The 25253-nt window shown below is 69.9% G+C and carries 24 protein-coding genes, 1 tRNA gene and 1 pseudogene; 2 read left to right on the forward strand and 24 right to left on the reverse strand.

Translation table 11 applies throughout. The features are described 5' to 3' along the window. Positions 1–16 precede the first annotated feature (16 nt). The 18 genes and pseudogenes from atpE to ACGF8A_RS07640 form a co-directional block, all read right to left on the reverse strand. Positions 17–253, reverse strand: a complete 237-nt coding sequence (gene atpE, locus ACGF8A_RS07555; RefSeq protein ID WP_189701479.1) for an ATP synthase F0 subunit C — start codon at positions 251–253, stop codon at positions 17–19. A gap of 76 nt (positions 254–329) precedes the next feature. Beyond that, entirely contained in the window at positions 330–1100 is a 771-nt protein-coding gene (gene atpB, locus ACGF8A_RS07560; protein ID WP_393105703.1) for a F0F1 ATP synthase subunit A, read from the reverse strand. Positions 1101–1373: 273 nt separating this feature from the next. Next, positions 1374–1811, reverse strand: coding sequence for a hypothetical protein (locus ACGF8A_RS07565; RefSeq protein WP_393105277.1), 438 nt, complete (start codon positions 1809–1811; stop codon positions 1374–1376). 284 nt (positions 1812–2095) lie between these two features. Beyond that, positions 2096–3406 (reverse strand): MraY family glycosyltransferase, encoded by a 1311-nt coding sequence (locus ACGF8A_RS07570; RefSeq protein WP_393105279.1) that lies wholly within the window; start codon positions 3404–3406, stop codon positions 2096–2098. A gap of 129 nt (positions 3407–3535) precedes the next feature. After that, positions 3536–4771 carry a serine hydroxymethyltransferase gene (glyA, locus tag ACGF8A_RS07575; RefSeq protein ID WP_393105281.1) on the reverse strand — a complete coding sequence of 412 codons (1236 nt, stop codon included), beginning with the start codon at positions 4769–4771 and terminating at the stop codon, positions 3536–3538. 93 nt (positions 4772–4864) lie between these two features. Further along, positions 4865–5527 carry a protein-tyrosine-phosphatase gene (locus tag ACGF8A_RS07580; protein ID WP_393105283.1) on the reverse strand — a complete coding sequence of 221 codons (663 nt, stop codon included), beginning with the start codon at positions 5525–5527 and terminating at the stop codon, positions 4865–4867. A 49-nt stretch (positions 5528–5576) separates the two neighbouring features. Then, complete coding sequence (locus ACGF8A_RS07585) at positions 5577–6224, reverse strand: L-threonylcarbamoyladenylate synthase (RefSeq protein ID WP_393105285.1); 648 nt, start codon at positions 6222–6224, stop codon at positions 5577–5579. 51 nt (positions 6225–6275) lie between these two features. Continuing rightward, on the reverse strand, positions 6276–7115 hold the full coding sequence (prmC, locus tag ACGF8A_RS07590; protein WP_385376874.1) for a peptide chain release factor N(5)-glutamine methyltransferase: 840 nt from the start codon (positions 7113–7115) through the stop codon (positions 6276–6278). Positions 7116–7186: 71 nt separating this feature from the next. Then, on the reverse strand, positions 7187–8263 hold the full coding sequence (prfA, locus tag ACGF8A_RS07595) for a peptide chain release factor 1 (protein WP_393105287.1): 1077 nt from the start codon (positions 8261–8263) through the stop codon (positions 7187–7189). A gap of 107 nt (positions 8264–8370) precedes the next feature. Next, positions 8371–8592 (reverse strand): 50S ribosomal protein L31, encoded by a 222-nt coding sequence (gene rpmE, locus ACGF8A_RS07600; protein WP_393105289.1) that lies wholly within the window; start codon positions 8590–8592, stop codon positions 8371–8373. 227 nt (positions 8593–8819) lie between these two features. Continuing rightward, the gene (locus tag ACGF8A_RS07605; RefSeq protein WP_393105291.1) at positions 8820–9959 is read right to left on the reverse strand and encodes an LCP family protein; all 1140 of its coding nucleotides are present in this window, start codon (positions 9957–9959) and stop codon (positions 8820–8822) included. 246 nt (positions 9960–10205) lie between these two features. Continuing rightward, the gene (rho, locus tag ACGF8A_RS07610; RefSeq protein WP_393105293.1) at positions 10206–12206 is read right to left on the reverse strand and encodes a transcription termination factor Rho; all 2001 of its coding nucleotides are present in this window, start codon (positions 12204–12206) and stop codon (positions 10206–10208) included. 405 nt (positions 12207–12611) lie between these two features. Further along, positions 12612–13556 carry a homoserine kinase gene (thrB, locus tag ACGF8A_RS07615; protein ID WP_393105295.1) on the reverse strand — a complete coding sequence of 315 codons (945 nt, stop codon included), beginning with the start codon at positions 13554–13556 and terminating at the stop codon, positions 12612–12614. Between the two features lie 280 nt (positions 13557–13836). Further along, the gene (thrC, locus tag ACGF8A_RS07620; protein WP_393105297.1) at positions 13837–14895 is read right to left on the reverse strand and encodes a threonine synthase; all 1059 of its coding nucleotides are present in this window, start codon (positions 14893–14895) and stop codon (positions 13837–13839) included. 6 nt (positions 14896–14901) lie between these two features. Beyond that, positions 14902–16194: a homoserine dehydrogenase gene (locus tag ACGF8A_RS07625; RefSeq protein ID WP_393105299.1), complete on the reverse strand. Its 1293-nt coding sequence runs from the start codon at positions 16192–16194 to the stop codon at positions 14902–14904. 289 nt (positions 16195–16483) lie between these two features. Further along, positions 16484–17875: a diaminopimelate decarboxylase gene (gene lysA / locus ACGF8A_RS07630; RefSeq protein WP_393105301.1), complete on the reverse strand. Its 1392-nt coding sequence runs from the start codon at positions 17873–17875 to the stop codon at positions 16484–16486. 15 nt (positions 17876–17890) lie between these two features. Then, complete coding sequence (gene nrtL, locus ACGF8A_RS07635; RefSeq protein ID WP_393105303.1) at positions 17891–19039, reverse strand: ArgS-related anticodon-binding protein NrtL; 1149 nt, start codon at positions 19037–19039, stop codon at positions 17891–17893. Between the two features lie 294 nt (positions 19040–19333). Further along, positions 19334–19904 (reverse strand): annotated as a pseudogene (locus ACGF8A_RS07640) (response regulator). A gap of 65 nt (positions 19905–19969) precedes the next feature. Here ACGF8A_RS07640 and ACGF8A_RS07645 point away from each other — a divergent pair. Beyond that, a tRNA-Arg gene (locus ACGF8A_RS07645) sits at positions 19970–20041 on the forward strand. A gap of 414 nt (positions 20042–20455) precedes the next feature. After that, positions 20456–20827, forward strand: coding sequence for a hypothetical protein (locus tag ACGF8A_RS07650; protein WP_360556950.1), 372 nt, complete (start codon positions 20456–20458; stop codon positions 20825–20827). A gap of 578 nt (positions 20828–21405) precedes the next feature. Here the strand turns inward: ACGF8A_RS07650 and ACGF8A_RS07655 are convergent. The 6 genes from ACGF8A_RS07655 to ACGF8A_RS07680 all read right to left on the reverse strand — a co-directional run bounded on the left by ACGF8A_RS07655 (position 21406) and on the right by ACGF8A_RS07680 (position 25245). Continuing rightward, complete coding sequence (locus ACGF8A_RS07655) at positions 21406–22794, reverse strand: tyrosine-type recombinase/integrase (RefSeq protein ID WP_393105305.1); 1389 nt, start codon at positions 22792–22794, stop codon at positions 21406–21408. Next, complete coding sequence (locus tag ACGF8A_RS07660) at positions 22791–23003, reverse strand: helix-turn-helix domain-containing protein (protein ID WP_360556954.1); 213 nt, start codon at positions 23001–23003, stop codon at positions 22791–22793. Before ACGF8A_RS07660 ends, ACGF8A_RS07655 begins: the two co-directional genes overlap by 4 nt. After that, entirely contained in the window at positions 22993–24363 is a 1371-nt protein-coding gene (locus ACGF8A_RS07665) for a replication initiator (RefSeq protein WP_393105307.1), read from the reverse strand. The genes ACGF8A_RS07660 and ACGF8A_RS07665 overlap by 11 nt, the downstream gene beginning before the upstream one ends. Then, positions 24363–24620, reverse strand: coding sequence for a hypothetical protein (locus ACGF8A_RS07670; protein ID WP_360556958.1), 258 nt, complete (start codon positions 24618–24620; stop codon positions 24363–24365). The genes ACGF8A_RS07665 and ACGF8A_RS07670 overlap by 1 nt, the downstream gene beginning before the upstream one ends. 104 nt (positions 24621–24724) lie before the next feature. Beyond that, positions 24725–25015 (reverse strand): hypothetical protein, encoded by a 291-nt coding sequence (locus ACGF8A_RS07675; RefSeq protein WP_393105309.1) that lies wholly within the window; start codon positions 25013–25015, stop codon positions 24725–24727. A gap of 35 nt (positions 25016–25050) precedes the next feature. Continuing rightward, positions 25051–25245: a hypothetical protein gene (locus ACGF8A_RS07680; protein ID WP_358748553.1), complete on the reverse strand. Its 195-nt coding sequence runs from the start codon at positions 25243–25245 to the stop codon at positions 25051–25053. Positions 25246–25253: the final 8 nt, after the last annotated feature.

A 25253-nucleotide genomic window follows, 5' to 3' on the forward strand; every position in this document is an offset into this window, starting at 1 on the left:
GGTAAGCGGTGACTACTTACACACCGAACACGAACGGCATAACGATGCCGATCAGGGCGAGCGCCTCACAGAAGGCGAAGCCCAGGATCTGGTTGGCGCGGATCAGGCCGGCAGCCTCGGGCTGACGGGCCAGGGCCTGGGTGCCGTTGCCGAAGATGATGCCGACGCCGATGCCGGGGCCGATGGCGGCGAGGCCGTAGCCGATGGAGCCGAGCGAACCGGAGACAGCGGCGAGGGTCTCAGTGGCAGCCATGCTGAATCTTCCTTCTCTTTCATGGACCGGCGGGGGTTGGCCACCGGACGTTCTGGGGCTTGCGGGCGGTAGGGGCTCAGTGGTGCTCGGCCAGAGCGCCCTGGATGTAGGTGCAGGCCAGCAGTACGAAGACGTACGCCTGGACGGCCTGCACGAAGAGCTCGAAGAGGATCATCGCGATCGTCATGAGGAACGAGACGCCCGCCGCCGGGATCAGCCAGCTGTTCAGCAGGTACCAGGAGGCGACGGTGAACATGACCAGCATCAGGTGGCCGGCGAACATGTTGGCGAACAGTCGCACGGCGTGCGTGAACGGGCGGACCAGCAGGTTCGAGAAGAACTCGATGATCATGACGAGCGGCAGCACCGGGCCGAGCGACTTGTCGTAGCCGGTGACGTTCTTGAAGAAGCCGACGAACCCGTGGCGCTTGAAGGTCAGTCCGACCCAGGTGAAGTAGACGATCGCGGCCAGCACCATCGGGTACGCGATGATCGACGACACCGGGAACTGTGCCAGGGGGATCACGGACCAGATGTTCATGATCCAGATGAAGAAGAACAGCGAGACCATGAGCGGGACGTACTTCTCGCCCTCTCGCTTGCCGAGGGTCTCGTAGACGATGCCGCGGCGCACGAAGTCGTAGCCGGCCTCGCCGATCATCTGGAGCTTGCCCGGAACCACCTTCGCCTTGCCGAAGGCCGCCCAGAAGAAGCCGACGACAAGAACGGTGGTGATGAGCGCGAGCAGCATCACCTTGTTGAACTCGTACCCTCCCACCGTGGCGATCGGCTGGAAGAGGAACGAGTGCAGGCCCGGAGCCGGAAAGCCACACCCGTTGTCGGACATGATCCGACAACTCCAGTCAAAGGCGAGCTGGGTCTGGTCAGCACTCACCACGGGCTCCTTCGGCGTGACGCATGGGTACGGCAACCTCGTTGTGTCGGCGCGGCACAAGGCCGCGGGTCGGCACCGGACAGGTGTTACGGATGTGGGGGCGGCTGGGGGACATCAAGCCTCGCGATCGAGCAGGCGTCAGCTCGGATGCCCGCGCCCGCGATGCCGCAGTTGGCACCGGACGATAGCAGGAGATCTCACTGGCCCTTATCCCGCCCCTACCCCTCACGACGAAGGCCCTGTCTTCTCGGGCTTCTCGCTCTTCACGGCGTCCGGATCGACGTAGAAGATCTTGGCCTTCATGTGCGCACGGGCCTGCGCGGCCATCCACACCACGGTCGCGACGACGAGACCGACGGCGAACGTCTTCGGATTGAAGAGAGAGGTGTCCTTGAAGAGGGCGACGAAGATCAGGAGCAGCAGGAGCTGGGCGACGTAGAGCATCATCCCCATGGCCTGGAACAGCTGGGGGAGCGTTTTCGCCGTCCACTGCAGGACGAACAGACCGATCCCCATGAAGAGGATGGCGAGCAGTGCGCCGACGCCGGCACCGAGCGCCCCCTTGCCGCCGGCGACCACACCACTGACCGCGACCGTGACCACACCGACAGCCGCTGCGGGCACAGCTGTCTGCAGAAGGTTCCGGGCGTCATTGGACGGCATGGCGGCAACTCCGCTTTCACAGGGGGCAGGGTGTCGTCATGGACGAGCGTAGTCCCGGGCTGAGAGAGAACCTCATGCCGGTGGACCGTCGCACCACGGTCCGGCGGCTCTGTCCGGGGGTTCTCGTGAACCGTATCACAAACTATTTGATGAGGTCTTTACCTGGGGGTGTGCGCACTGTCACACATGAGAGTGATGGTGCGCGTCTGTGCAGAATCCGGGGCGAGTTGTCTGGTATTGGGGCGTTCGCTCCCCCACGGCATGGCAATGCATTAGTCAGATTCTTACCTTGTGAAGCGCGAGCGGGAGCCGACCGCCGTCGCTCCGTTGACACCCGAGACCCCCACGGCCACCGGAGTGCGCTCCCGTTCCTCCTCCTCGGCCGGAGCCTCGGCGGGGACGCCGGTCACGGGCTGCGGCCCGACCCGGCGCCTGCGGTAGCGCGGCGGCACGAAGTGTTCGGCCCACAACGGGGCGCGCGGGGTGAAGCGGGGCAGCAGCAGGAGGATCAGGCCGATGGCGCTGAGCAGGACCACGCCCAGCACGATCCACATGGACGCCGAGTTCACGGAGTAGCCGAGGGCGCCGAAGGCGATCAGCGCCGACCAGAAGTACATGATGAGCACGGCCCGGCTGTGCGAGTGACCGATCTCCAGCAGCCGGTGGTGCAGGTGCCCCCGGTCCGCGGCGAACGGCGACTGGCCCCGCCAGGTGCGGCGCACGATCGCGAGGATCAGGTCCGCCGCCGGGATGGCGATGATGGTCAGCGGCATCAGCAGCGGGATGTAGACGGGCACCATCTGGTGCACGGCGTTGCGCTCCGAGCCGGTGAACAGGTTCATCAGGTCCGGGTCGACCTGCCCCGTGACCGAGATCGCACCCGCCGCCAGCACCAGGCCGATGAGCATCGAGCCGGAGTCGCCCATGAAGATGCGGGCCGGGTGCATGTTGTGCGGCAGGAAGCCCAGGCACATACCCATCAGCACCGCGGCGAAGAGGGTGGCGGGGGCGGCGGCCTCGATGCCGTACGAGTACCAGATCCGGTAGGTGTACATGAAGAACGCGCAGGCCGCGATGCACACCATGCCCGCGGCCAGCCCGTCCAGACCGTCGACGAAGTTGACCGCGTTGATCGTGATGACGACCAGCGCCACCGTCAGCAGCGTGCCCTGCCACTGGGTCAGCGCGACCGTGCCGACGCCCGGCACCGGCAGCCACAGGATCGTCAGACCCTGCATCACCATGACGCCCGCGGCGATCATCTGGCCGCCCAGCTTGATCAGGGCGTCGATCTCGAACTTGTCGTCCAGGACACCGATGAGCCAGATCAGCGCCGCCCCGGAGAGCAGGGCGCGTGGCTCGTTGGACTTCTCGAAGACCTCGCTGAGGTTGGTGAGGTGGTCGGCGACCAGCAGGCCCGCGCACAGGCCGAAGAACATCGCGATCCCGCCGAGCCGTGGAGTGGGCTCCCGGTGCACGTCACGTGCCCGGATCTCCGGCATCGCCCCGGCCACGATCGCGAACTTCCGCACCGGCCCTGTCAGCAGGTACGTCACCGCGGCCGTGATGCAGAGCGTCAGCAGGTATTCACGCACGGGCTTCCCCACAGGTCTCGCTGGCCATCTCAGCCCCACACCCTAGCGAGGGACGCATATCAGTGGGGACTTCCGGGTAGCGACGATGGTTGCATGCGTGGCTGTGTACGGATGTCCGGCTGCTCCGTCTCACCGCGGATAGGGCGGAAATCCCCCGGCGAGATCCCGCACTTCTTCACGCACCTGCCGGCTGTCGGCCTGGTCCCGCACCACCTCCGCCAGCAGCTTGGCGATGCGAGCCATCTCACCCTCCCCCATCCCCTGCGTGGTGACGGCGGCGGTGCCCAGCCGCAGGCCACGGGCGTCGTGCGGCAGGGCGCAGCAGTCGAGGACCATCCCGGCGGCGGCGAGCCTGCCGCGGGCGGCGCGGCCGTCGACGCCGAGCGGGGCCGGATCCGCGGTGATCAGGTGGGTGTCCGTGCCGCCGGTGGTGACGGCGAGCCCCTCGGCGGCGAGCGCGGCGGCCAGGAACCGGGCGTTGGCGACCACCTGATGGGCGTACGCCTGGAAGGCCGGTGTTGCCGCCTCGCCGAAGGCCACGGCCTTGGCGGCGATGGTGTGCATCTGGGCGCCGCCCTGGGTGAAGGGGAAGACCGCCCGGTCGACGCGTTCGGCGAGATCGGCGCCGCACAGGAGCATGCCGCCGCGCGGACCGCGCAGCACCTTGTGTGTGGTGGCGCACACGACGTCGGCGTAGGGCACCGGGCTCGGCGCCGCTCCTCCGGCGACGAGCCCGATGGGATGGGCCGCGTCGGCGATGAGGTAGGCGCCCACCTCGTCGGCCACCTCGCGGAAGTAGGCGTAGTCCATGTGCCGTGGGTAGGAGATCGAGCCGCACACGATCGCCTTGGGGCGGTGGGCGCGGGCCAGGGTGCGCACCTGGTCGTAGGCGATCAGGCCGGTCTCCTCGTCGACGCCGTAGCCGACGAAGTCGAACCAGCGGCCGGAGAAGTTGGCGGGCGAGCCGTGCGTGAGGTGGCCGCCGTACGGCAGGCCCAGGGCGAGGACCGTGTCACCGGGGCGCAGCAGGGCGGCGTAGGCGGCCAGGACGGCCGAACTGCCCGAGTGCGACTGGACGTTGGCGTGCTCGGCGCCGAACAGGGCCTGGGCGCGCCGGACGGCGAGCCCCTCGGCGACGTCGACGATCTCGCAGCCCCCGTGGTGGCGGGCGCCGGGATACCCTTCCGCGTACTTGTTGGCCAGGGGCGAGCCGAGGGCGGCCAGCACGGCCGGCGAGGCGAAGTTCTCGGCGGCGGTCAGCTGGAGCGTGGTGGACTGCCGGTCCAGTTCCCCGAGCAGGATCTCGGCGAGGGCGGGATCCTGCCGGCGCAGCAGATCGGCCCCTGGGGCATGGGTGACCGGCATGGTGGACTCCGGGCGTCGACGATGACGTAGGTCCAATGTAGGCCGGGGCGGTCGCAGGCGCCCGCTGTCGTACGGCGCGGTGGCGGCGGGGACTCAGGTCCGGGCCGCCACCCCCGTCAGCGCCGTCACCACGGGGTCCAGCGCCTGGTGTATCTCGTCGCCGACCGACCGGAAGAACGTCAGCGGCGCCCCGTACGGGTCGTACACCTCGTCGGCCTCGGCGGTGGGCGCCAGCAGCCAGCCGCGCAGCGCGGCGGCGGCCCGCACCAGCGCGCGGGCCCGGGCGACCACCCCGTCCTCCAGCGGCGGCAGCGTCGCCGGGTCGATGGCCTTCACCAGCCGGGTGAACTCCTTCAGCGTGAAGGTGCGCAGCCCCGCCGAGTGCCCCATCGAGATCACCTGGGCGCGGTGGTCACGGGTGGCGGTGAGTACCAGGTCGGCGCGGATCACATGCTCGTCCAGCAGCTCCCGGCCCACGAAGCCGGAGGCGTCCGCGCCGAAGTCGGCCAGCACCGTCTCGGCGTTGGCCTCCATGGGCGCCCCCTCGTGGCCCCAGGTGCCGGCGCTCTCCACGATCAGCCCGCCGCCGAGAACCCCGAGCCGCTCCGACACGAAATGCCGGGTCAGCCGCTCGGTGATGGGCGAGCGGCACACGTTTCCGGTGCTGACGTGGAGGATGCGGAAGCTGTCGCGCGGCAGCCCGACGAAGGTCGTCGTGATCTCCGCCGCGCTTTCCCGGTTGCCTATGCCACGCATGGGGGTGCCCCCTGCTCGAGCGGAGCCGAGAGCTTGGAGTCAGGGGCTGTCAATTGGCCACCTCAAGGTCGGGTACGACCTTGCGCAGCTCGTCCGGCGAGAGGGCGCCCTCCCGCAGCAGGACGGGCACCGGGCCGGTGACGTCGACGATGGAGGACGGCACGTTGCCGGGGGTCGGGCCGCCGTCGAGGTAGACGGAGACGGAGTCGCCGAGCATCTGCTGGGCGGCGTCGCAGTCCTCCGGCGCCGGGTGGCCGGTGAGGTTCGCCGACGACACGGCCATCGGGCCGACCTCGGTGAGCAGCTCGATGGCGACGGGGTGCAGGGGCATGCGCACGGCGACCGTGCCCCGGGTGTCGCCGAGGTCCCACTGGAGCGACGGCTGGTGCTTGGCGACGAGCGTCAGCGCGCCCGGCCAGAACGCGTCGACCAGCTCCCAGGCCAGCTCGGAGAAGTCGGTGACCAGGCCGTGCAGGGTGTTCGGGGAGCCGATGAGGACGGGGGTGGGCATGTTCCGGCCCCGGCCCTTGGCCGCCAGCAGGTCGGAGACGGCCTCGGAGGAGAACGCGTCGGCACCGATGCCGTACACGGTGTCGGTGGGGAGGACCACCAGCTCGCCACGGCGGACCGCGGACGCGGCCTCACGCAGACCGGTCACGCGGTCGGTGGCGTCGTTGGTGTCGTATCGCCGTGCCATTTCAGCGGTCCTCCTCGTGCCCGTACTGCGGGGGTGAAGTCTGGTGGGTGCTCACGGCAGCGCCTTACGGGCGGTGGCGAAGCGCGGGCGGTTGTTCAGGTCGGGGTGGTCGGCGGCGTCGGCCCAGCCCCGCTCCTCGGTGAAGATCCACGGCACCTGGCCGCCCTGGGTGTCGGCGTGCTCGATGACGACGACGCCGCCGGGGCGCAGCAGCCGGTGCGCGGTGCGCTCCAGGCCGCGGATGAGGTCGAGGCCGTCCTCGCCGGAGAACAGCGCCAGCTCGGGGTCGTAGTCCCGGGCCTCGGGAGCGACGTACTCCCACTCCGTGAGCGGGATGTACGGCGGGTTGGAGATGACGAGGTCGACCTGGCCGTCGAGGTCGGGGAAGGCGGTCAGGGCGTTCCCCTGCCGCAGGTCCACCCGCGACCCCTCGACGTTCTTACGGGTCCAGCGCAGCGCGTCCTCGGACAGCTCCACGGCGTGCACACGGGAGCGCGGCACCTCCTGGGCGAGCGCCAGCGCGATGGCGCCGGAGCCGGTGCACAGGTCGACGATCAGCGGCTCGACCACGTCCATGGCGCGCACGGCGTCTATGGCCCAGCCGACCACGGACTCGGTCTCCGGGCGCGGCACGAACACGCCCGGCCCGACCTGGAGTTCCAGGTACCGGAAGAAGGCCCGGCCGGTGATGTGCTGGAGCGGTTCGCGCTGCTCGCGGCGCGCGATGACCTCCCAGTAGCGGGCGTCGAAGTCGGAGTCCTTCACGGAGTGCAACTCGCCCCGCTTCACGCCGTGCACGAACGCGGCGAGCTCCTCCGCGTCGGTGCGCGGCGAGGGCACGCCGGCGTCGGCCAGCCGCTGGGTGGCCTGGGCCACCTCCGCGAGCAGCAGACTGCGGGGGCCTGGGGGTCGCCCCCCAAAAGATGGCTGCACGCTGGTCCTCCGTCGTACTCGTAAGTGCCTTACGCGGCTGCGAGCTTGGCGGCCGAGTCCGCGTCGACGCAGGCCTGGATCACCGCGTCGAGCTCGCCGTCAAGGACCTGGTCCAGGTTGTACGCCTTGAAGCCGACGCGGTGGTCCGAGATGCGGTTCTCCGGGAAGTTGTACGTACGGATCTTCTCGGAGCGGTCGACCGTGCGGACCTGGCTGCGGCGGGCGTCGGCGGCCTCCTTCTCCGCCTCCTCCTGCGCCGCTGCGAGCAGCCTGGAGCGCAGGATACGCAGTGCCTGCTCCTTGTTCTGCAGCTGGCTCTTCTCGTTCTGGCAGGAGGCGACGACTCCGGTCGGAATGTGCGTGATGCGCACGGCGGAGTCGGTGGTGTTCACCGACTGCCCGCCCGGACCGGAGGACCGGTAGACGTCGATGCGCAGATCGCCCGGGTTGATCTCGACGTCGATCTCCTCGGCCTCCGGCGTGACGAGCACGCCGGCGGCGGAGGTGTGGATGCGCCCCTGGGACTCGGTGGCGGGCACGCGCTGCACGCGGTGCACACCGCCCTCGTACTTCAGCCGTGCCCACACGCCCTGCCCCGGCTCGGTGGCACCCTGGCCGCCCTTGGTCTTCACGGCGACCTGGACGTCCTTGTAGCCGCCCAGCTCGGACTCGGTGGCGTCGATGATCTCGGTCTTCCAGCCGACCCGCTCGGCGTAGCGCAGATACATGCGCAGCAGGTCGCCGGCGAACAGCGCGGACTCGTCGCCGCCTGCGCCCGCCTTGATCTCCAGGATGACGTCCTTGTCGTCGCTGGGGTCGCGCGGGACCAGCAGCAGCCGGAGCTTCTCGGTGAGGTCCTCGCGCTGCTGCTCCAGCACCTTGACCTCGGCGGCGAACTCGGGGTCGTCGGCGCCCAGTTCGCGGGCCGTCTCGAGGTCGTCACCCGACTGCTTCCAGGAGCGGTACGTGGCGACGATCGGGGTGAGTTCGGCGTAGCGCTTGTTCAGCTTGCGCGCGCCTGCCTGGTCGGAGTGGACCGACGGGTCGGCGAGCTGCTTCTCCAGGTCGGCGTGCTCGGCGACGAGCTCCTCGACGGCCTCGAACATCTTGGCTCCTGTGAATACGTACGGGGTGAAGTGGGCGGGCGACCAAAAACGCCGGTCCCGGCGCGCCCGTGGAGGGGCGCGGCCGTGGACCGGCGAAAGGAGGCTCGCTACTTCTTGGAGCCGGAGGCCTTGCCGAAGCGGGCCTCGAAGCGGGCCACACGGCCACCGGTGTCGAGGATCTTCTGCTTGCCCGTGTAGAACGGGTGGCACTCGGAGCAGACCTCGGCCCGGATGGTGCCGGACTCGATGGTGCTGCGGGTGGTGAACGACGCGCCGCAGGTGCAGCTGACCTGCGTCTCGACGTACTCGGGGTGGATGTCGCGCTTCAAGGTGTCTCCTATGGTTCGGGAGGGCGCCGGGTCGCAGCCGCGGGATGCGGGAGCGTGAACCGGAGCCGACGTACCAGTCTGCCAGGACTGGGGCCATCCCCCAAAACCGGGGGTTGGTGTGTTCTATTCCGTGCGCGTGAGGGGTGGGTGCGCGGCTCGGGCCGGCGATCGATCGCCGCCTGCGGCTGCTCGTTGCGTTGTGGCTGATCGCGCAGTCACCGCGCCCCTCACGGGGCGCTGACCACGCCCTTCGCCTCGCCCGTCGCCGTTCCCTCGGTGGCCGACTCCGGGATCGGCCTGTCGTTCTTCAGGGCCGTCCAGACCTGCCGGGCCCTGGTCTCGTCGAGGAGGACACGGTTGGGGTCGGCGGGGTCGTACTGGACCGGCATCGTGACCATGTCCATCTTCGAGGCGCTGATGCCCTTGAGGCCGCTCGCGAAGGACATCAGGGCGTCGACCGAGCCCAGGGCGGAGTCGGTCGTGACCGTGTTGGTGGCCGTGTCGGCGAGGTCGTACAGCTTCTTGGGGCTGGTGAGCAGGCCGATGTCCTCGACCTGCTCGACCAGTGCCTTGACGAAGGCCTGCTGGAGCTGGATGCGGCCGAGGTCGGAGCCGTCGCCCACGCCGTGCCGGGTGCGGACCAGGCCGAGGGCCTGCTCGCCGGTGAGCCGGTGGGTGCCCGCCTCGAGGTCGAGGTGGCTCTCGGGGTCCTCGATGTCCTTCGTCGTGGTCACCTCGACGCCGCCCAGCTCGTCGATGAGCTGCTGGAAGCCGGCGAAGTCGGCCTCCAGGTAGTGGTCCATGCGGATGCCGGTGAGGGACTCGACGGTCTTCACCGCGCAGGAGGCGCCGCCGGTGCTGTACGCGGAGTTGAACATCACCTGGGAGGCCGCTTCGTGCGTGCCGCCGTCGGCGTCCGTGCAGGCGGGGCGGTCGATGAGGGTGTCGCGCGGGATGGAGACCACGCTGGCCGTCTTCCGGCCCTCGTGGACGTGCACGATCATCGCGGTGTCCGAGCGGGCGCTGCCGTCGTCGGCGCCGCCGCCGAGCTCGTCGTTGGCGCCCGCGCGGGTGTCGGAGCCGAGCACCAGGATGTTCTCGGAGCCGTTGTCGACCTTGCCGGGCCGGTCGGTGCCCAGGACCTGGTCGATGTCGACGCTCCTGAGGTTTCCGTTGAGCGTGAAGTAGACGTAGCCGAAGCCGGTGCCGCCGAGGACGACGACGCCCGCCGTCGTCCACGCCGCGATCAGCAGCCCTCTACGGCCCTTCGCCCCGGGCTTGCGGCGTGGGCCCCTGGACCGTCGGCGCGGGCCGTGTGTGCCGGGCTCACCCGGTATACCGGGCTCCGGCGTGCTGTCGGCAGGCATGTGCTCCTCAGCTCTCGTCGGATGGCGGGTACCCCCTGAGATCAGGAATGCGATCAGGAATGGTCATGCGCTGCACCACACCATCGTCACTCCGTCCGGTCGGACGGCGAAACTCGGGGCACGGTCGCACATGAAGCTGTGAAGGGCCGCATCCGTCATGGAGGTGACGGATGCGGCCCTTCAGCAGGCCGGTCACAGCGGGCCGGTCACAGCGGGCCGGACTCGGCCTGCTGTGACCGGGCAGGGTCAGTCGCCGTTGCCGGGGGTCGGCGTCGTCTTCTGGATCTGCATCAGGAACTCGACGTTCGACTTCGTCTGCTTCATCTTGTCGAGGAGCAGCTCGATCGCCTGCTGCTGGTCCAGCGCGTGCAGCACCCGGCGCAGCTTCCAGACGATGCCCAGCTCCTCGGAGCCGAGCAGGATCTCCTCCTTGCGGGTGCCGGACGCGTCGACGTCCACCGCCGGGAAGATGCGCTTGTCGGCGAGCTTCCGGTCGAGCTTGAGCTCCATGTTGCCGGTGCCCTTGAACTCCTCGAAGATCACCTCGTCCATGCGGGACCCGGTGTCCACCAGGGCGGTGGCGAGGATCGTCAGCGAGCCGCCGTCCTCGATGTTGCGGGCCGCACCGAAGAAGCGCTTCGGCGGGTACAGGGCGGTCGAGTCGACACCACCGGACAGGATGCGGCCGGAGGCCGGGGCGGCCAGGTTGTACGCACGGCCCAGACGCGTGATCGAGTCGAGCAGCACGACGACGTCGTGGCCCAGCTCCACCAGGCGCTTGGCACGCTCGATGGCCAGCTCGGCGACCGTGGTGTGGTCCTCGGCCGGACGGTCGAAGGTCGAGGAGATGACCTCGCCCTTCACCGACCGCTGCATGTCGGTGACCTCTTCCGGACGCTCGTCGACCAGGACGACCATCAGGTGGCACTCGGGGTTGTTGTGCGTGATCGCGTTGGCGATCGCCTGCATGATCATGGTCTTGCCGGTCTTCGGCGGGGCCACGATCAGACCACGCTGGCCCTTACCGATCGGCGAGACCAGGTCGATGATCCGGGTGGTGAGGACGCCGGGGTCCGTCTCCAGACGGAGCCGGTCCTGCGGGTAGAGCGGGGTGAGCTTGTTGAACTCCGGGCGGCCACGGCCGTGTTCGGGTGCCATGCCGTTGACGGAGTCCAGGCGCACGAGGGCGTTGAACTTCTCGCGCCGCTCGCCTTCCTTGGGCTGACGGACCGCACCGGTGATGTGATCGCCCTTGCGCAGGCCGTTCTTGCGGACCTGGGCGAGGGAGACGTACACGTCGTTCGGGCCCGGCAGGTAGCCGGAGGTGCGGATGAAGGCGTAGTTGTCGAGGATGTCCAGAATGCCCGCGACCGGAATCAGGACGTCGTCCTCGGCGATCTGCGGCTCGCTGCTGCCCATCTCGTCACGGCCCCGGCGGCCACGCCGGTCCCGGTAGCGGCCGCGGCGGCCACGCCGGCCACCGTCGAAGTCGTCCTCGTTCTGGCCCTGTCCGCCGCCCTGCTGCTGACGCTGCTGGCCCTGGCCCTGGCCCTGCTGCTGCTCGTCGCCCTTGCCGCGGCGGTCGCGGTCACGATCGCGGTCGCGGTCTCGGCCGCGCTCACGGCGGTCGCGGCGACGGCCCTCGCCGCCGTCACCGGCGTCGCCCTTGGCCTCGCCCTGCGGCTGCTGCGCGGGCGTCTCGGCCTTCGGCTCGCTCTTGGCCTCGGCGGCGACCGTCTCGGGGCTGCCGGCATCGGCGGTGGCCCGGCGACGGCGGCGCTCCGCGGGAGCGTCATCTCCCCCACTCTCGGCTTCGCTCGAGCGGGGGGTGCCCCCAGCCGGCTGGCCGGGAATCTCGATCTGCTGCTGGGCCGCGGCCTTCTCGGCGGGCGCCTCGGCCGGCCCCGCGGCCTTCTCGGCGGGTGCGTCCTCGCCGGTGCGCGCCTTGGAGGTGGCGCGGCGCTTCGGCTTGGTCTCGGTGGCGGCCTCGGCGTTCTTCGCCGGGGCTCCCCCTCCCGCCTGCGCCTCCTTGATGACCTCGATCAGCTGGCTCTTGCGCATCCGCGCGGTGCCCCTGATGCCGAGGCCGGATGCGACCTGCTGCAGCTCGGCCAGCACCATGCCCTCGAGGCCGGTACCGCGGCGCCGCCGGGAGCCGGCACCGGTGGCAGGCGCGGAGGCGTCCGTGGCGGGCGCGGCAGCGGTCTCCTCGACACGTGCGCCCATCAGATCGGTGGTGTCGCTCACGAAGGGTCCTTCCCTGGAGCGGACGTCGGCCTGTCTGGCTCGGCGACCGGTTGTGCTGTCCGGCTTCGGTTCTTGCTGACCGAACCGTGCCGGGGCGGTGGTCCGCCAAAGCGGCGGAGGAAATATCTGGTGATGGCGCTTCCTTGAGCCGTGGCACCCAGTGTCACGTGGCGTGGTCGCACCGGTTCCGGAGCGTGCCCGTCGGACCGCTCAGTGTCGACGTACGACGTACTGCCCGCGTACGAGGTACGAAACACAGTGCGGCTTGGGGAGCTCCCGGAAGAATGTCTGTCCCGAACTGGGACACGAGGCACCTCGCCATGGTGGGGTCGGGTGCAGACTTGAGGTTAACACTACCGGATCCAACAAACATTCCCCCTCTCGAAATCCGGCAATCGCGTGCTTTTACTCGACGCTCGCCACGTCGGCGCCGCTCGTCGCGAGCGGCAGCACGCTCGCTCCGGGTACGTCCAGGGCCAGCCGGTTCGCCGCCCAGCCCGGGCCGGCCAGCTGTTCCACCTTGTCGGCCGTGCCCTCGTCGGCCAGGGCGAGGACGGTGGGTCCGGCGCCGGAGATGACCGCGGGGATGCCGTCCGCCCGCAGCCGCTCCACCAGGGCCGCGCTCTCGGGCATGGCCGGGGCGCGGTACTCCTGGTGCAGCCGGTCCTCGGTGGCGGGCAGCAGCAGCTCCGGGCGCCTGGTCAGGGCCTCGACGAGCAGCGCGGCACGGCCCGCGTTGGTGGCGGCGTCGACATGCGGCACGGTGCGCGGGAGCAGTCCGCGCGCGGTCTCCGTCAGAACCGGCTTCCCTGGCACGAAAACCACCGGAACGACGGAATCGGCGGGGTCCATCCTGATCGCGCGCGCGGCGCCGGCCTCCATCCAGGAGAGCGTGAAACCGCCGAGCAGGCAGGCCGCGACGTTGTCCGGGTGGCCCTCGATCTCGGTGGCCAGTTCCAGCAGGGCCCTGTCGTCCAGCCGGGCCTCACCGCCTATGGTCACGGCCCGGGCGGCGACGATTCCGGCGCAGATGGCGGCGGAGGAGGAGCCCAGTCCACGGCCGTGCGGAATGCGGTTCGCGCAGACGATTTCCAGGCCACGCGGCTGCCCGCCCAGGGAATCGAAGGCGATGCGGAGAGAGCGTACGAGAAGGTGGCTTTCGTCACGTGGCAGCGTCCCGCTGCCCTCACCGGCGATGTCGACGTGCAGCCCGGAGTCGGCCACCCGGACGACGACGTCGTCGTAGAGCCCCAGCGCGAGGCCGAGGGCGTCGAAGCCCGGGCCGAGGTTGGCGCTGGTGGCGGGGACGCGCACCCGTACGGCGGCGGCGCGGAACGCTGGACCGGCCATCGCTCGATGACTCTCCTTGAGCTGCGTGATCGGTGACTGTCGAAGACATTCGAGGACGTACGACGGACCCTTCGGGCCGTTGCCGGATGCCTCCGGTCGCTCCGGGGATCACGGCGACGGCGCTGCGCCCTGCCTATGCGAGGCATATGCGGGGGGCGGGTTCGGTACAGCCTATCGAAGGAAGGTTCTGTGGCGACATAGGGCGCACAGGAGGCGCACGATGCGTGTCGTATGCCCCCTGTGCACCCCTGCCGGGCCATGGCCCGGGTCAAGCGGTACGTCAGACCAGTCCGAGGCGCTCGGCGGCGGTCGCCGCGTCCACCGGAACGGTGACCGGCTGCGGTGCGCCGGCGACGGCCCAGTCGGGGTCCTTGAGGCCGTTTCCGGTGACCGTGCACACGATGCGCTGCCCGGGGTCGACCTTGCCGAGTTCGGCGGCCTTCAGCAGGCCGGCCACAGACGCGGCGGAGGCGGGCTCGACGAAGACACCCTCCTGCGCGGCCAAAAGGCGGTAGGCGCGCAGGATTTCACGGTCCGTCACCTCGTCGATGAGGCCGCCGGAGGCGTCGCGCGCGTCGAGGGCGTGCTGCCACGAGGCGGGGTTGCCGATCCGGATCGCGGTGGCGATGGTCGACGGGTCCTTGACCACCTCGCCGCGCACGATGGGCGCGGAGCCGGAGGCCTGGAAGCCCCACATCCGGGGCGTCCGGGTGGCGACGCCGTCGGCGGCGTACTCCCTGTACCCCTTCCAGTACGCCGTGATGTTGCCCGCGTTGCCCACCGGCAGGACGTGGATGTCGGGGGCGTCGCCGAGCATGTCGACGACCTCGAACGCGGCGGTCTTCTGGCCCTCGATGCGTACCGGGTTGACCGAATTGACCAGCGCGACCGGGTAGTTGTCGCTGAGCGCGCGGGCGAGCGTGAGGCAGTCGTCGAAGTTGCCGTCGACCTGGAGGATCTTCGCGCCGTGCACCAGGGCCTGGCCCATCTTGCCGAGCGCGATCTTGCCCTGCGGCACGAGCACCGCCGAGACCATCCCCGCGCGCACCCCGTACGCGGCGGCGGAGGCAGAGGTGTTGCCCGTGGAGGCACAGATGACGGCCTTGGCGCCCTCCTCCTTGGCCTTGCTGATCGCCATCGTCATGCCGCGGTCCTTGAAGGACCCGGTCGGGTTGGCGCCTTCCACCTTGAGGTGGACCTCGCAGCCCGTGCGCTCGGAGAGCACCTGCGCGGGCACGAGGGGCGTGCCACCCTCGCGGAGCGTCACGACCGGCGTGGTGTCGGAGACGGGCAGCCGGTCCCGGTACTCCTCGATGATTCCGCGCCACTGGTGGGTCATTGCTGGTTACTCTCCTTCAACCCGCATGATGCTGGCGACACCCCGCACGGTGTCGAGCTTGCGCAGCGCCTCGACGGTCCCGGTGAGGGAGGCGTCGGAGGCACGGTGCGTGACGACGACGAGGGAGGCCTCGCCGTCCTTGCCCTGCTGCCGAACCGTATCGATGGACACCCCGTGCTCCGCGAACACGGTGGCCACCTGGGCGAGAACACCCGGTTTGTCGGCGACGTCGAGGCTGATGTGGTACCGCGTGACGACCTCGCCCATGGGTGAGACGGGCAGCGCGGCGTACGCGGACTCGCCGGGCCCCGTGGCGTTGCTCAGCCGGTTGCGGCAGACGGCGACCAGGTCGCCGAGGACGGCGGACGCGGTCGGGGAACCGCCGGCACCGGGGCCGTAGAACATCAGCTGCCCGGCGGCGTCGGACTCCACGAACACGGCGTTGTACGCGCCGCGCACGGAGGCCAGCGGGTGGGTCAGGGGGATCATCGCCGGATGCACGCGCGCGGTGACGGATCCGCCGTCCGCGGCCCGCTCGCAGATGGCGAGCAGCTTGATGGTGCACCCCATCTCCTTGGCGGAGGCGAAGTCGGCCGCCGTCACCTCGGTCATGCCCTCGCGGTAGACGTCGTCGAGGCGCACGCGCGTGTGGAAGGCGATACCGGCGAGGATCGCGGCCTTGGCGGCGGCGTCGAAGCCCTCCACGTCGGCGGTGGGGTCGGCCTCGGCGTACCCCAGGGCGGTGGCCTCGTCGAGGGCCTCCTGGTAGCCGGCGCCGGTCGAGTCCATGGCGTCGAGGATGAAGTTGGTGGTGCCGTTGACGATTCCGAGCACCCGGTTGACCTTGTCGCCGGCGAGGGACTCGCGCAGCGGGCGGATCAGCGGGATGGCACCGGCGACGGCGGCCTCGTAGTAGAGGTCCCTGCCGTGCTCCTCTGCGGCGGCGTGCAGGGCGGCGCCGTCCTGGGCGAGGAGGGCCTTGTTGGCGGAGACGACGGAGGCGCCGTGCGCGAAGGCCGTGGTGATGAGAGTCCGCGCGGGCTCGATCCCGCCGATGACCTCCACCACGACGTCGATGTCGCCGCGTTTGACGAGGGCGGTGGCGTCGGTGGTGACGAGGGCCGCGTCGATGCCCTCGCGCACCTTGTCGGGCCGGCGGACCGCGACGCCCGCGAGCTCCACGGGGGCGCCGATGCGGGCGGTGAGGTCGTCGGCGTGCGTCGTCATGATGCGAGCCACCTCTGAGCCGACCACTCCACAGCCCAGCAGCGCCACCTTCAGCGGACGCGTACGCATCATCCGACCTCGTTTCCTCTTACCGTCTACGGTGGGACCAGTCTCACTCACCGGACGGTGGTTTCTGCCCTTCGTCCGGATCGTGAGACGTTTATTTCATTTTTCCGGAGGCCGAAGAAGGAGATCTTCCGCTTCCACGGACTCCACGGACTCCACGGGCCTCGCCGCAGCCCCGGCACCCGGGCACCCGGGCTCCGGGGCTCCGGGGCTCCGGGGCTCCGGGGCTCCGGGGCTCCGGGGCTCCGGGGCGACCGTCCGGGCTCCGAGGCGGACCTCCGGCGCACGGGACGCTTCATCCGACATCGAGACGCAGGAGGTCCTCCTCCGTCTCGCGGCGGACGATGACGCGCGCCTCGCCGTCCCGCACGGCGACGACCGGCGGGCGGGTCACGTGGTTGTAGTTGCTGGCCATGGACCGGCAGTAGGCACCCGTGGCCGGTACGGCGATCAGGTCGCCCGGCGCCAGGTCGGCCGGCAGGAACGCGTCCTTCACCACGATGTCGCCGCTCTCGCAGTGCTTGCCGACGACACGGGCGAGCATCGGCCCGGCGTCGGAGGCGCGGGAGACCAGCGCCACGCTGTACTCGGCGTCGTACAGCGCGGTACGGATGTTGTCCGACATCCCGCCGTCGACCGAGACATACGTCCGCAGCCCGTCGAGCGGCTTGACGGTGCCGACCTCGTAGAGCGTGAAGGCGGTGGGCCCGACGATGGCCCGCCCCGGTTCGACGGAGATGCGCGGCGTCCGCAGCCTGGCGGACTCGCACTCACGGGTCACGATCTCGGTGAGGGCCTTGGCGATCTCGTGCGGCTCGCGCGGGTCGTCGTCGCTGGTGTAGGCGATGCCGAGCCCACCGCCGAGATCGATCTCCGGCAGCTCGACGCCGTGCTCGTCACGGATGGCCTTCAGCAGCCCGACGACGCGGTGCGCGGCGACCTCGAACCCGGACATGTCGAAGATCTGCGACCCGATGTGGCTGTGAATGCCGATGAGTTCCAGCCCGTCGAGCTGCAGGGCACGGCGGACGGCTTCGGCGGCCTGCCCGCCCGCGAGCGGGATCCCGAACTTCTGGTCCTCGTGCGCGGTGGCGATGAACTCGTGCGTGTGCGCCTCGACGCCGACGGTGACACGAATCTGCACCCGCTGCCGCCTGCCCAGCTCCTGGGCGATGTGGGCGACGCGCACGATCTCCTGGAACGAGTCGAGCACGATCCGCCCCACGCCGGCCTCCACGGCCCGCCTGATCTCGTCCGTCGACTTGTTGTTGCCGTGGAAGGCGATGCGGTCGGCGGGCATCCCGGCGGACAGCGCGGTGGCGAGCTCGCCCCCGGAACACACGTCCAGGTTCAGCCCTTCCTCGTGCAGCCACCGCACGACGGCGCGCGACAGGAACGCCTTCCCGGCGTAGAAGACGTCGGCGTCCTGCCCGAACGCGGTGCGCCAGGCGCGGGCGCGGGCCCGGAAGTCGGCCTCGTCGAGGAAGTAGGCGGGGGTGCCGAACTCCTCGGCCAGCCGCGTCACGGGCACACCGCCCACGGCCACCACACCGTCGGCGTCGCGGGTGACGGTCTGCGCCCACACCTTGCCGTCGAGGGCGTTGAGATCGGCGGGCGGGGCGCTGTAGTGCCCTTCGGTGAGGACGTCGGCGTGACGGGGCCCGGCGGGATGTGCGGAACGGCTCATTCTCTTTCGGCTCTCTCAGAGGTGTTCGGGTGCGTCGACGCCGAGCAAGGACAGGCCACCGGCCAGCACCGTCCCGGCGGCTTCGGCGAGCGCGAGCCGGGCCCGGTGGGCGGCCGAGGGTTTCTCCGCACCACGCGGCAGAACGCTGTGGAGCAGGGGCAGCACGGCATCGGCAACGCTGACGAGGTGCCGGGCGAGCCGGTCGGGGGCGTGCTGGGTGGCGGCGGCGGCGAGGATGCGGGGGTGGTCGGCGAGAAGGGTGACGAGGGTGGGGAGGGTGGGGAGGGTGGGGAAAGCACCGGCACCGCCGAGGTGGCCGGGCTCGGCGCTGAAACCCAGGTCGGCGGCGTTGCGGACGAGGGCGCGGGTGCGGGCATGGGCGTAACGCACACGGAACAGGGGATTGCTCTCGCGCTGCACCAGATGGCCGGGATTGATACGGGGCCGGTCGTGGGCGGCGGGATGCAGCAGCGCCCAGCGGGCGGCGTCCCGGCCGAGGGGGGCGGGGTCGGCGGGCGATGCGGTGGGCCGGATGACGACGGGGGCGCTCTCACCCGGGGGCGTGTCAGTGCCGTACGTGTCGACGTGGACGGCGTTGCCGGCACGGCGGCCGGGGGACGCGTCCGTGCCGCAGGCATCCGTGCCGCAGGCGTCGACGTGGACGCCGAGCACGGCCTCCCACTCCGGCTCGGGCCGGGCACCGCAGCTGGTACGGACAAGGGCGCCCTGCGTACGAAGGATGCGGGCGGAGGCGTCCAGTACGACGAGGGCGCGCACCTCCTGGGGAGCGTGCAGGCGCACGACCTGCCCGGCAAGGGCGTCACTGTGCCCGTACCGGTCACCGCCGCGCAAAATCCGCTGGACGACGTCGACGGCAGCGGCACCTTCGAGGGCGATGTTCAGGAAGCCCGGCCCGGTGATCTCGACTCCGCGGATTCCCTCCGTACCCGAGATGTACGTCCGCAGCACTTCGGCGACCCGCAACGGCGGCTGCCCGGCCGAGCGCGCGAGCTGAAGGGCGATGTTGGTCGCGTAGTCGCCCCATCCCCCCGGACCGGGCGGCGTCACCACGGCTCGCGTAGGCACAACCGCTGTCAGCTCCCCCTGATCGACGGCACGACGCACCGCGTGCAGCACGGTGCGGGAGAGCTCGACGGGGGTCACGGGACAAGCGTAGGGGAGGAGGGGGGTGGGTATGCGAGCCGGTTTGGGCGCTGTTCCGGGATGTGGACGAGGCCAGACGCACGGCATGGGGGGACGGGACCCGGGTCACGACGGAGGGACGTCACCTCGGGTGAGCGTCAGCGTGGGTGAGCGTCACCGTGGGCGAACGTGGGCGAGGTGAGTCGACGTGGGGCGAACGGGCACCGTGGCGAATCGGCACCGGGATGGCACCCGAGCGACTCGGTACCGGGATCGCACAGGGGCGAATCGGCACCGGGATGAGCCACCCACCACTCACCCGCCCGGCCGCCCGGCCTCGGCGGCCCCGAGCCACTCCCCCAAGCCGGCGTCACCCTCGTCAGAACGCCGCTCCGCCCCTCGCTCGACCAACTGCCGCACCAGCTCGACCAGTTCCGCAGGCTCGAACGGCTTGGCAAGGAAGGCGTCGACGCCGAGATCAAGACCGCTGTCGACCTCATATTGCGTACATGCGCTGACGATGGCGATGGGCAGATGCCGGGTCAGGGGATCCGCGCGCAGCCCGGCGGCGGTCCGCAGCCCGTCCAGCCGCGGCATCACGACGTCGAGCGTGACGACGTCGGGCCGCACCTGATGAACGACATCCAGACACTCGGCACCGTCGGCCGCGGTCACGACCTCGAAGCCCTCCAGCTCGAGGTTGACCCTGATCAGCTGCCGGATGACCTTGTTGTCGTCGACAACAAGCACCCGGCCCGACGCGCCTGGCACAACTTCGAGAGTAGGTCGGCACCGGCCACCGCGTCCGGGTTTTCCCCACTTCCGCCCCGTCCGGGCGACCCACACCCCCACTGACCACGGCACGACCACGAGGAATCCCGTTCATGAACACCCCGACGGAGCTGGTAGTGTTCTACCCGTCGCCGCGAGAAACATCACCGCGACAGACACGCCCCCGTAGCTCAGGGGATAGAGCAACGGCCTCCGGAGCCGTGTGCGCAGGTTCGAATCCTGCCGGGGGCACTTCGCATGAAGTGCCCAAGACCCCGCCATCAGCAAGAACGCTGAGGACGGGGTCTTCGCGTATGTGCAGGCGGATGCCGCCGGAAGCAGCCGTTTGTCAGTGATCACGTTGTAATAGCGTGTTGATCCTGGAGGGCCGAGCGGCAGGTCAGAGGCCGTTTCGCAGGCCCTTGAGAGTAGTCCCGTGGACCGTCCGTGGACAGGCCCGGTCAGGCGATCCCGGCAGTGCCTCCACATGTCGCACCCCTGCATGCCGCGGCCACCTTTCGCCACTCACACGCTCAGTCGTCGCCTCGCGCGACGCAGCCCTTGATCCCCAACTCACCGAAAATCCCGGTGAGTTCAAAACACCCGTCGAGGTACGCTAATCTCAGATGTGTCAGATCAACCAACCTGAGGGGAATCCTTGTGGGCGTGGTCATCCGCATCAACATCCCTGGCGCCACCGTCACAACCAGGACGGTCGGCGATGACACGCACATCGACGTCACCCTGAACGAAGGGACCAGCGGCACCGCAACCCAGACAACCCCGGGAGGGCTGGCGCCCATGATCGAGGCTGGGGAGCTGAAGGTTGGGGAGGTTCTCTACTGGTCACGCCCTCGCCTGGGCGTCCGGCACGAGGCAACGGTGCTACCGAACGGCTGGCTCTCGTTCGAGGGCAGACCCTACCGAACCCCTTCTGGCGCAGCGGTGGCCGCGGCCGGCTCGCAGGCTGACGGCTGGACCGCATGGAGGCGCGAGCGCGACGACGTGATCATCGGATCCCTTCGCAAGGCGCATTAGGTCCACCCGCCCCGCAAAGGGATGAACGCGAAGGAGAGGCAACGCAAGTTGACCTCGGCACGCCCCTCACGCAAACACGCCCGGCCCAGCCAAAGCTAAGGCAGCGGACACTGGCGTATCACATATCGGCAACAAGAACTCTAAATGGCCACATGGGCCGCCTAGTTGGCCAGTAGAACTACCCAGCAAGGAGCGAGGTCGACTATGGCCTCAAATTAGTTAGTTAACCTAAATAAACTCTTCTTGGTCTTGGCTTTGGAAGGAAAAAATTTGATGCGCAAAATTTGGCTTCGAATCATTAGCGAGGCGTTGAAAAGTGGTGACGGGACACTTCGCCTCGTGTTCTTGATGGCCGCAGGTGTCGCATGCGGTGCCGCACTCGTAGGCGTGTTGATTGCGGCAAGGCTTGCAGGGCTCTTCTAGGCGGGTTGCGCCCCGCCATCTCGCCAGGTAGCAACATTCTTCTTTCGAGACCTACGCCTGCGGCGGTCTTCCGCCTCGCCACTACGGGTCTCTGACCAGATGAAGCCCCGGACTACTGCAGTCCGGGGCTTCCGTCAGCCCTTCATGCTCGGGTATCAGTCCGCAGGGCCGTCCCCCTCCCCTAGCCCTTGCATGATCCGGTCGTTCATCTCCTGCTCCTGGCCGTCGATGCACTTGGCGTAGATCTTCAGGAGGACGTCCACCGAGTGGCCGGCGCGAGCGGCGACCTCCGGAGCAGGCACCCCCGAGTTGAGCCACTGGGAGACGCCCGCGTGCCGGAGGTCGTACGGCCGGAAGGCCAGGACCGACGACACCTGATCGGGGACGAGCGCCAGTTGCCGAGCCTGCTTCCACGCGCGGGAGTAAGACGAGGCAGCGATCACGTTGCCCCGCTCGCTGGAGAACAGCCGCCCGTCCTCCGCCGAGCCGAACTCGTCCAGGTGGTCGAGGAGCAGCCGCACGAGCGGGGGCGGAATCGGCACGATGCGTACCTCTCCCTGGGCCCGCTGCTTCAGTCCTCGCCGATCGTGCGCCTCGCCGGAGTCGGTCCACGCCTTACCGGCCGTCGGGCGGGTCTCCGCCAGTTCGATGCGGCCCCAGCCCTGTGCCGGGAGCGTGCAGTCGGCGCGGCGGAGGCCGAGTGCCTCGCCCGGCCGCATGGCCGCGTAGTACAGGCACCCGAAGAAGGCCCGCAGTCGCCGGCCGCTCGCCCGCTCGTAGCCGCCCACGTAGGTGAGTGCGGTGAGCAGCTCTCGGGCCTGACGCGGGTTGACCACCACCCGGCGGTCGACTTCCTGCACCGCCCGCTTGCCTCGCTTGCGCCGGACGCGGCTCAGCGGGTTGGAGGTGAGGTGTTCCAGCTCCACCGCGAATTCCAGTGCGTTGAAGACGACGGCCCGCCGACGCCGGTAGGTCTGGGTGGCCGCAGGCTTGCCGTCCAGCCTCCGGCTCAGCCCGTCGATCAGCTCGTGCACACGGCTGATCTCCTGCAGCTCCCCCACCGGAAGCGAAGCCTTTTCGATCCACCGGACGGCAGAGGCGATCTCCTCCGGACGCTCCCGCTCCCTGCGCGGCACGGGCAGGACGTACGAGCGCAGCGCCCGACGCAGCACCTCTGGAGCGGGCCGCCCCCGTCCCGGTTTGACCAGGACAGGAACGACCGTCGCCAAGGCGTCCGTCATGCTGTCCCGCTGTTTGGCCGACGCCTCAGCCCAGCGGGCATCGACGTACTTGGTCGCCAGGTCGAGGAAGGACAGCGCCGCCTTACCGCCACGCAGGGAGTCAGGCAGTCCGGTCACCGTGTCGAACGGCTCGCCCTTGTCGAGCGCCCGCACGAGCTGCGCGCGGAAGCGGTCGGCCAGTGCCTTGGTCTTGTGCGACTCGCTGAAGGGTTGTCCGTCGACCACCCAGCGCACGAGGTAGGTCGGTTTCTTGGTGGTCTTGTTGACCGAGAGCTTCCACACGGAAGCCTTGTAGGACTTCACGACGCCGCCCCCTCCGCCCGTTCCTCCAACCAGTCGTCGAGCACGTCACGCCGGACCCGGAGCTCACCGTTCGGCAACCGGATGCAGGTCGGCGCGAGGCGCAGTTCCCGCCAGCGGTAGAAGGTGCGCCGGGAGATGCCGCCCAGTTCGTCGAGGACCTGCCGCACGGTGAGCAGTTCGGCAGCCTTCGTACGGGTGTCACGCGCCATGGGAAGCACCGCCCTCCCGCACCGAGGCAGCGAGGAGCGCCGCTTCCGGCGAGTAGCCGCGCCCCGCGTAGCGCCACCGGCCGACCGTGACCGTCGGGTGGCCGGCCAGGCCGAGGGAGGCCCGTTGCTGGTCCGCCCGGTGATCGGTACGCGCCTGCCGGAGGGCGGTCAACGTGGTCGAGTAACGGCGGGACTTGGTGGAGAAGTGACCGCCGTATCCGAGCATGTGGGCCCAGCGGCGCAGGCCGAGCGGCGCGAACTCCGGTAAGCCGCCGAGCCACCAGCACGTGGCGATCATGCGGAGCACGTGCGCCCGCACCGGCAGCATGACCATGTCCCGCGCCTGATGGATACGGCCGTCCACCGCGCCGGCGGACTCCGCTCCCTTGGTGGCGTACTTGGCGATGTAACCCGCAACGGAGGCCGGGGAAGCAGGCCGCTCCCCCACGTCCCGCCGGTACGAGGTGACCGGACGTACGTCGACTTGGGCGCCGAAGCGCAGTGCCCGCGGACCGATGACGCCCGCGCCAGGGGCGTTCAGGCCCACGCGTCCGGCCACGGCCCGTACGGAGTCGACCAGGAGCGGGACGGTTGCCCAGCAGGGCGGATGCGAGTCGGGTCCGTCCGGCCCGTCGAGGCGGATCACGGCGTGGAAGTGGACCAGGCCCCGGCGTTGGTACTCGGCGACTTTCGCGTACGAGAGTCGGGCGGCCTCCCCGAACTCGGTACGGGACAGACCGGCTCGGCGTGCGGCCTCCCGTCGCAGCTCTAGTCCGAAGCGGTGCCAGAGACGACCGGCGAACGCGTGCCAGAGGACGGCTCCTGCGTAGTCGTAGCAGCGCGGGCAGAGGGGTTCGCCGAGGCGAGGATCGTCCGCCGAATGCCGCTTCCGGCAGCCGGCCGGAGTTCCGTGCGGGCAGCGGTCCCCTGCCCGACGGGGCCGACAGGGTGGCACGCGTCCGTCACGTTCACGGCGGGTGTGGACTGGACCGAACCCGGGGGCGGTGAGCGTGGCGAACACCCGCGGGTGGCCGCTCACCGCCTCCGGGACGTTCTTGCCGCCGACGAGGCCGGCACGGACGAGTTGGTACGTGTCCGCCCGGTACACGGCCGAGCAGGCCGGGCAGACCGTCGCCCGCCGGTTGCCGCACGCGGTGAGCAGGCGACCACCGTAGACGTCCGAGCCGTAGGAGAGCAGGGCGGCGCCGGTCGCCGTGTCGTAGACGGTGGCCGCGCCGACCAGGTGAATCGGGTTGGTACAGCCGCCGAGGCGGACGATGTTCCGGCGCCAGGCCGCGAACTCCGGCTCCGACGCCCTGGCGACGAGAGCGACGACCCTCTGTGGAAGGGCGGTAGTCATCAGCGACCACCCCCGTCGCCGAACGCCTGCCCCATCACGGCCGAGATCCCTTCCGGCCGAGTCTTGGCGCTGAAGCGGAGTGTCGGGTCGGTGAGCCAGACGGCGGCCGCATGTGCGGGACACAGCCACTGCTCGGTTCCGTCGAGTTCGACGAGGACGATCTGTTCCCGTCCGGCACAGGTCGAGACCTGCGCGTCGTGCTGCCTGAGGTCGCAGTCGAGCGACGGGGATTTGCGCGAATGATGCGCGGTGGACAAAGTGTGGGTGCTCCTTTCACTGCTCATGTGGCGGATGGAGTGGGTTCCTGACGGGGTCGGGTTTGGCGACTTCGCGCCCCGTCGGGAGCCCTTCGTACGGGCGATCACTGCCGTTCCTCGGGAGGGATCCCGACGACGCCGTACGAGATCGGGCCGAAGTCGCGGCGTGCGTCGAAGTAGCCCCGGCCGATGTCCTCCGCCGGCACGCCGAGCGGAGCGGCGACGGACTCCACACCGTCGCGGCGAGCGGTCGGGTCGGAGGCGTCGACCAGGACGACGACGGACGCGTGACGCGGTACGACGACGGCGGGATTGGCGGTCAGGAAGTCGACCAGCTCCCGCAGACCGGCCAGGAAGGCGGCGCGGTCACCGGAGCGGATGACGTAGTCGGTCACAGGAAGTCCCCTTGTCGGGTCGGTGGTGAGGCGTTTCAGAACCGGAGCTGGCCGAGGAAGCCGTTCACGCCGTCGAGGAGCGCTTGAACGAACGGCGCGGCCACGGTCCTGGCGAGCAGGAAGCCGAAGGCTCCGCAGAGCAGCGCGTCGGCCCACCTGAGGTACCGGATGCGCAGGAGGAACCAGATCAGCAGGCCGAGCAGCAGCACGGCCGACATGGACACCAGCACGGCAGTCC

The organism is Streptomyces sp. NPDC047706 (assembly GCF_043204795.1).
Taxonomy (GTDB): Bacteria; Actinomycetota; Actinomycetes; order Streptomycetales; family Streptomycetaceae; genus Streptomyces.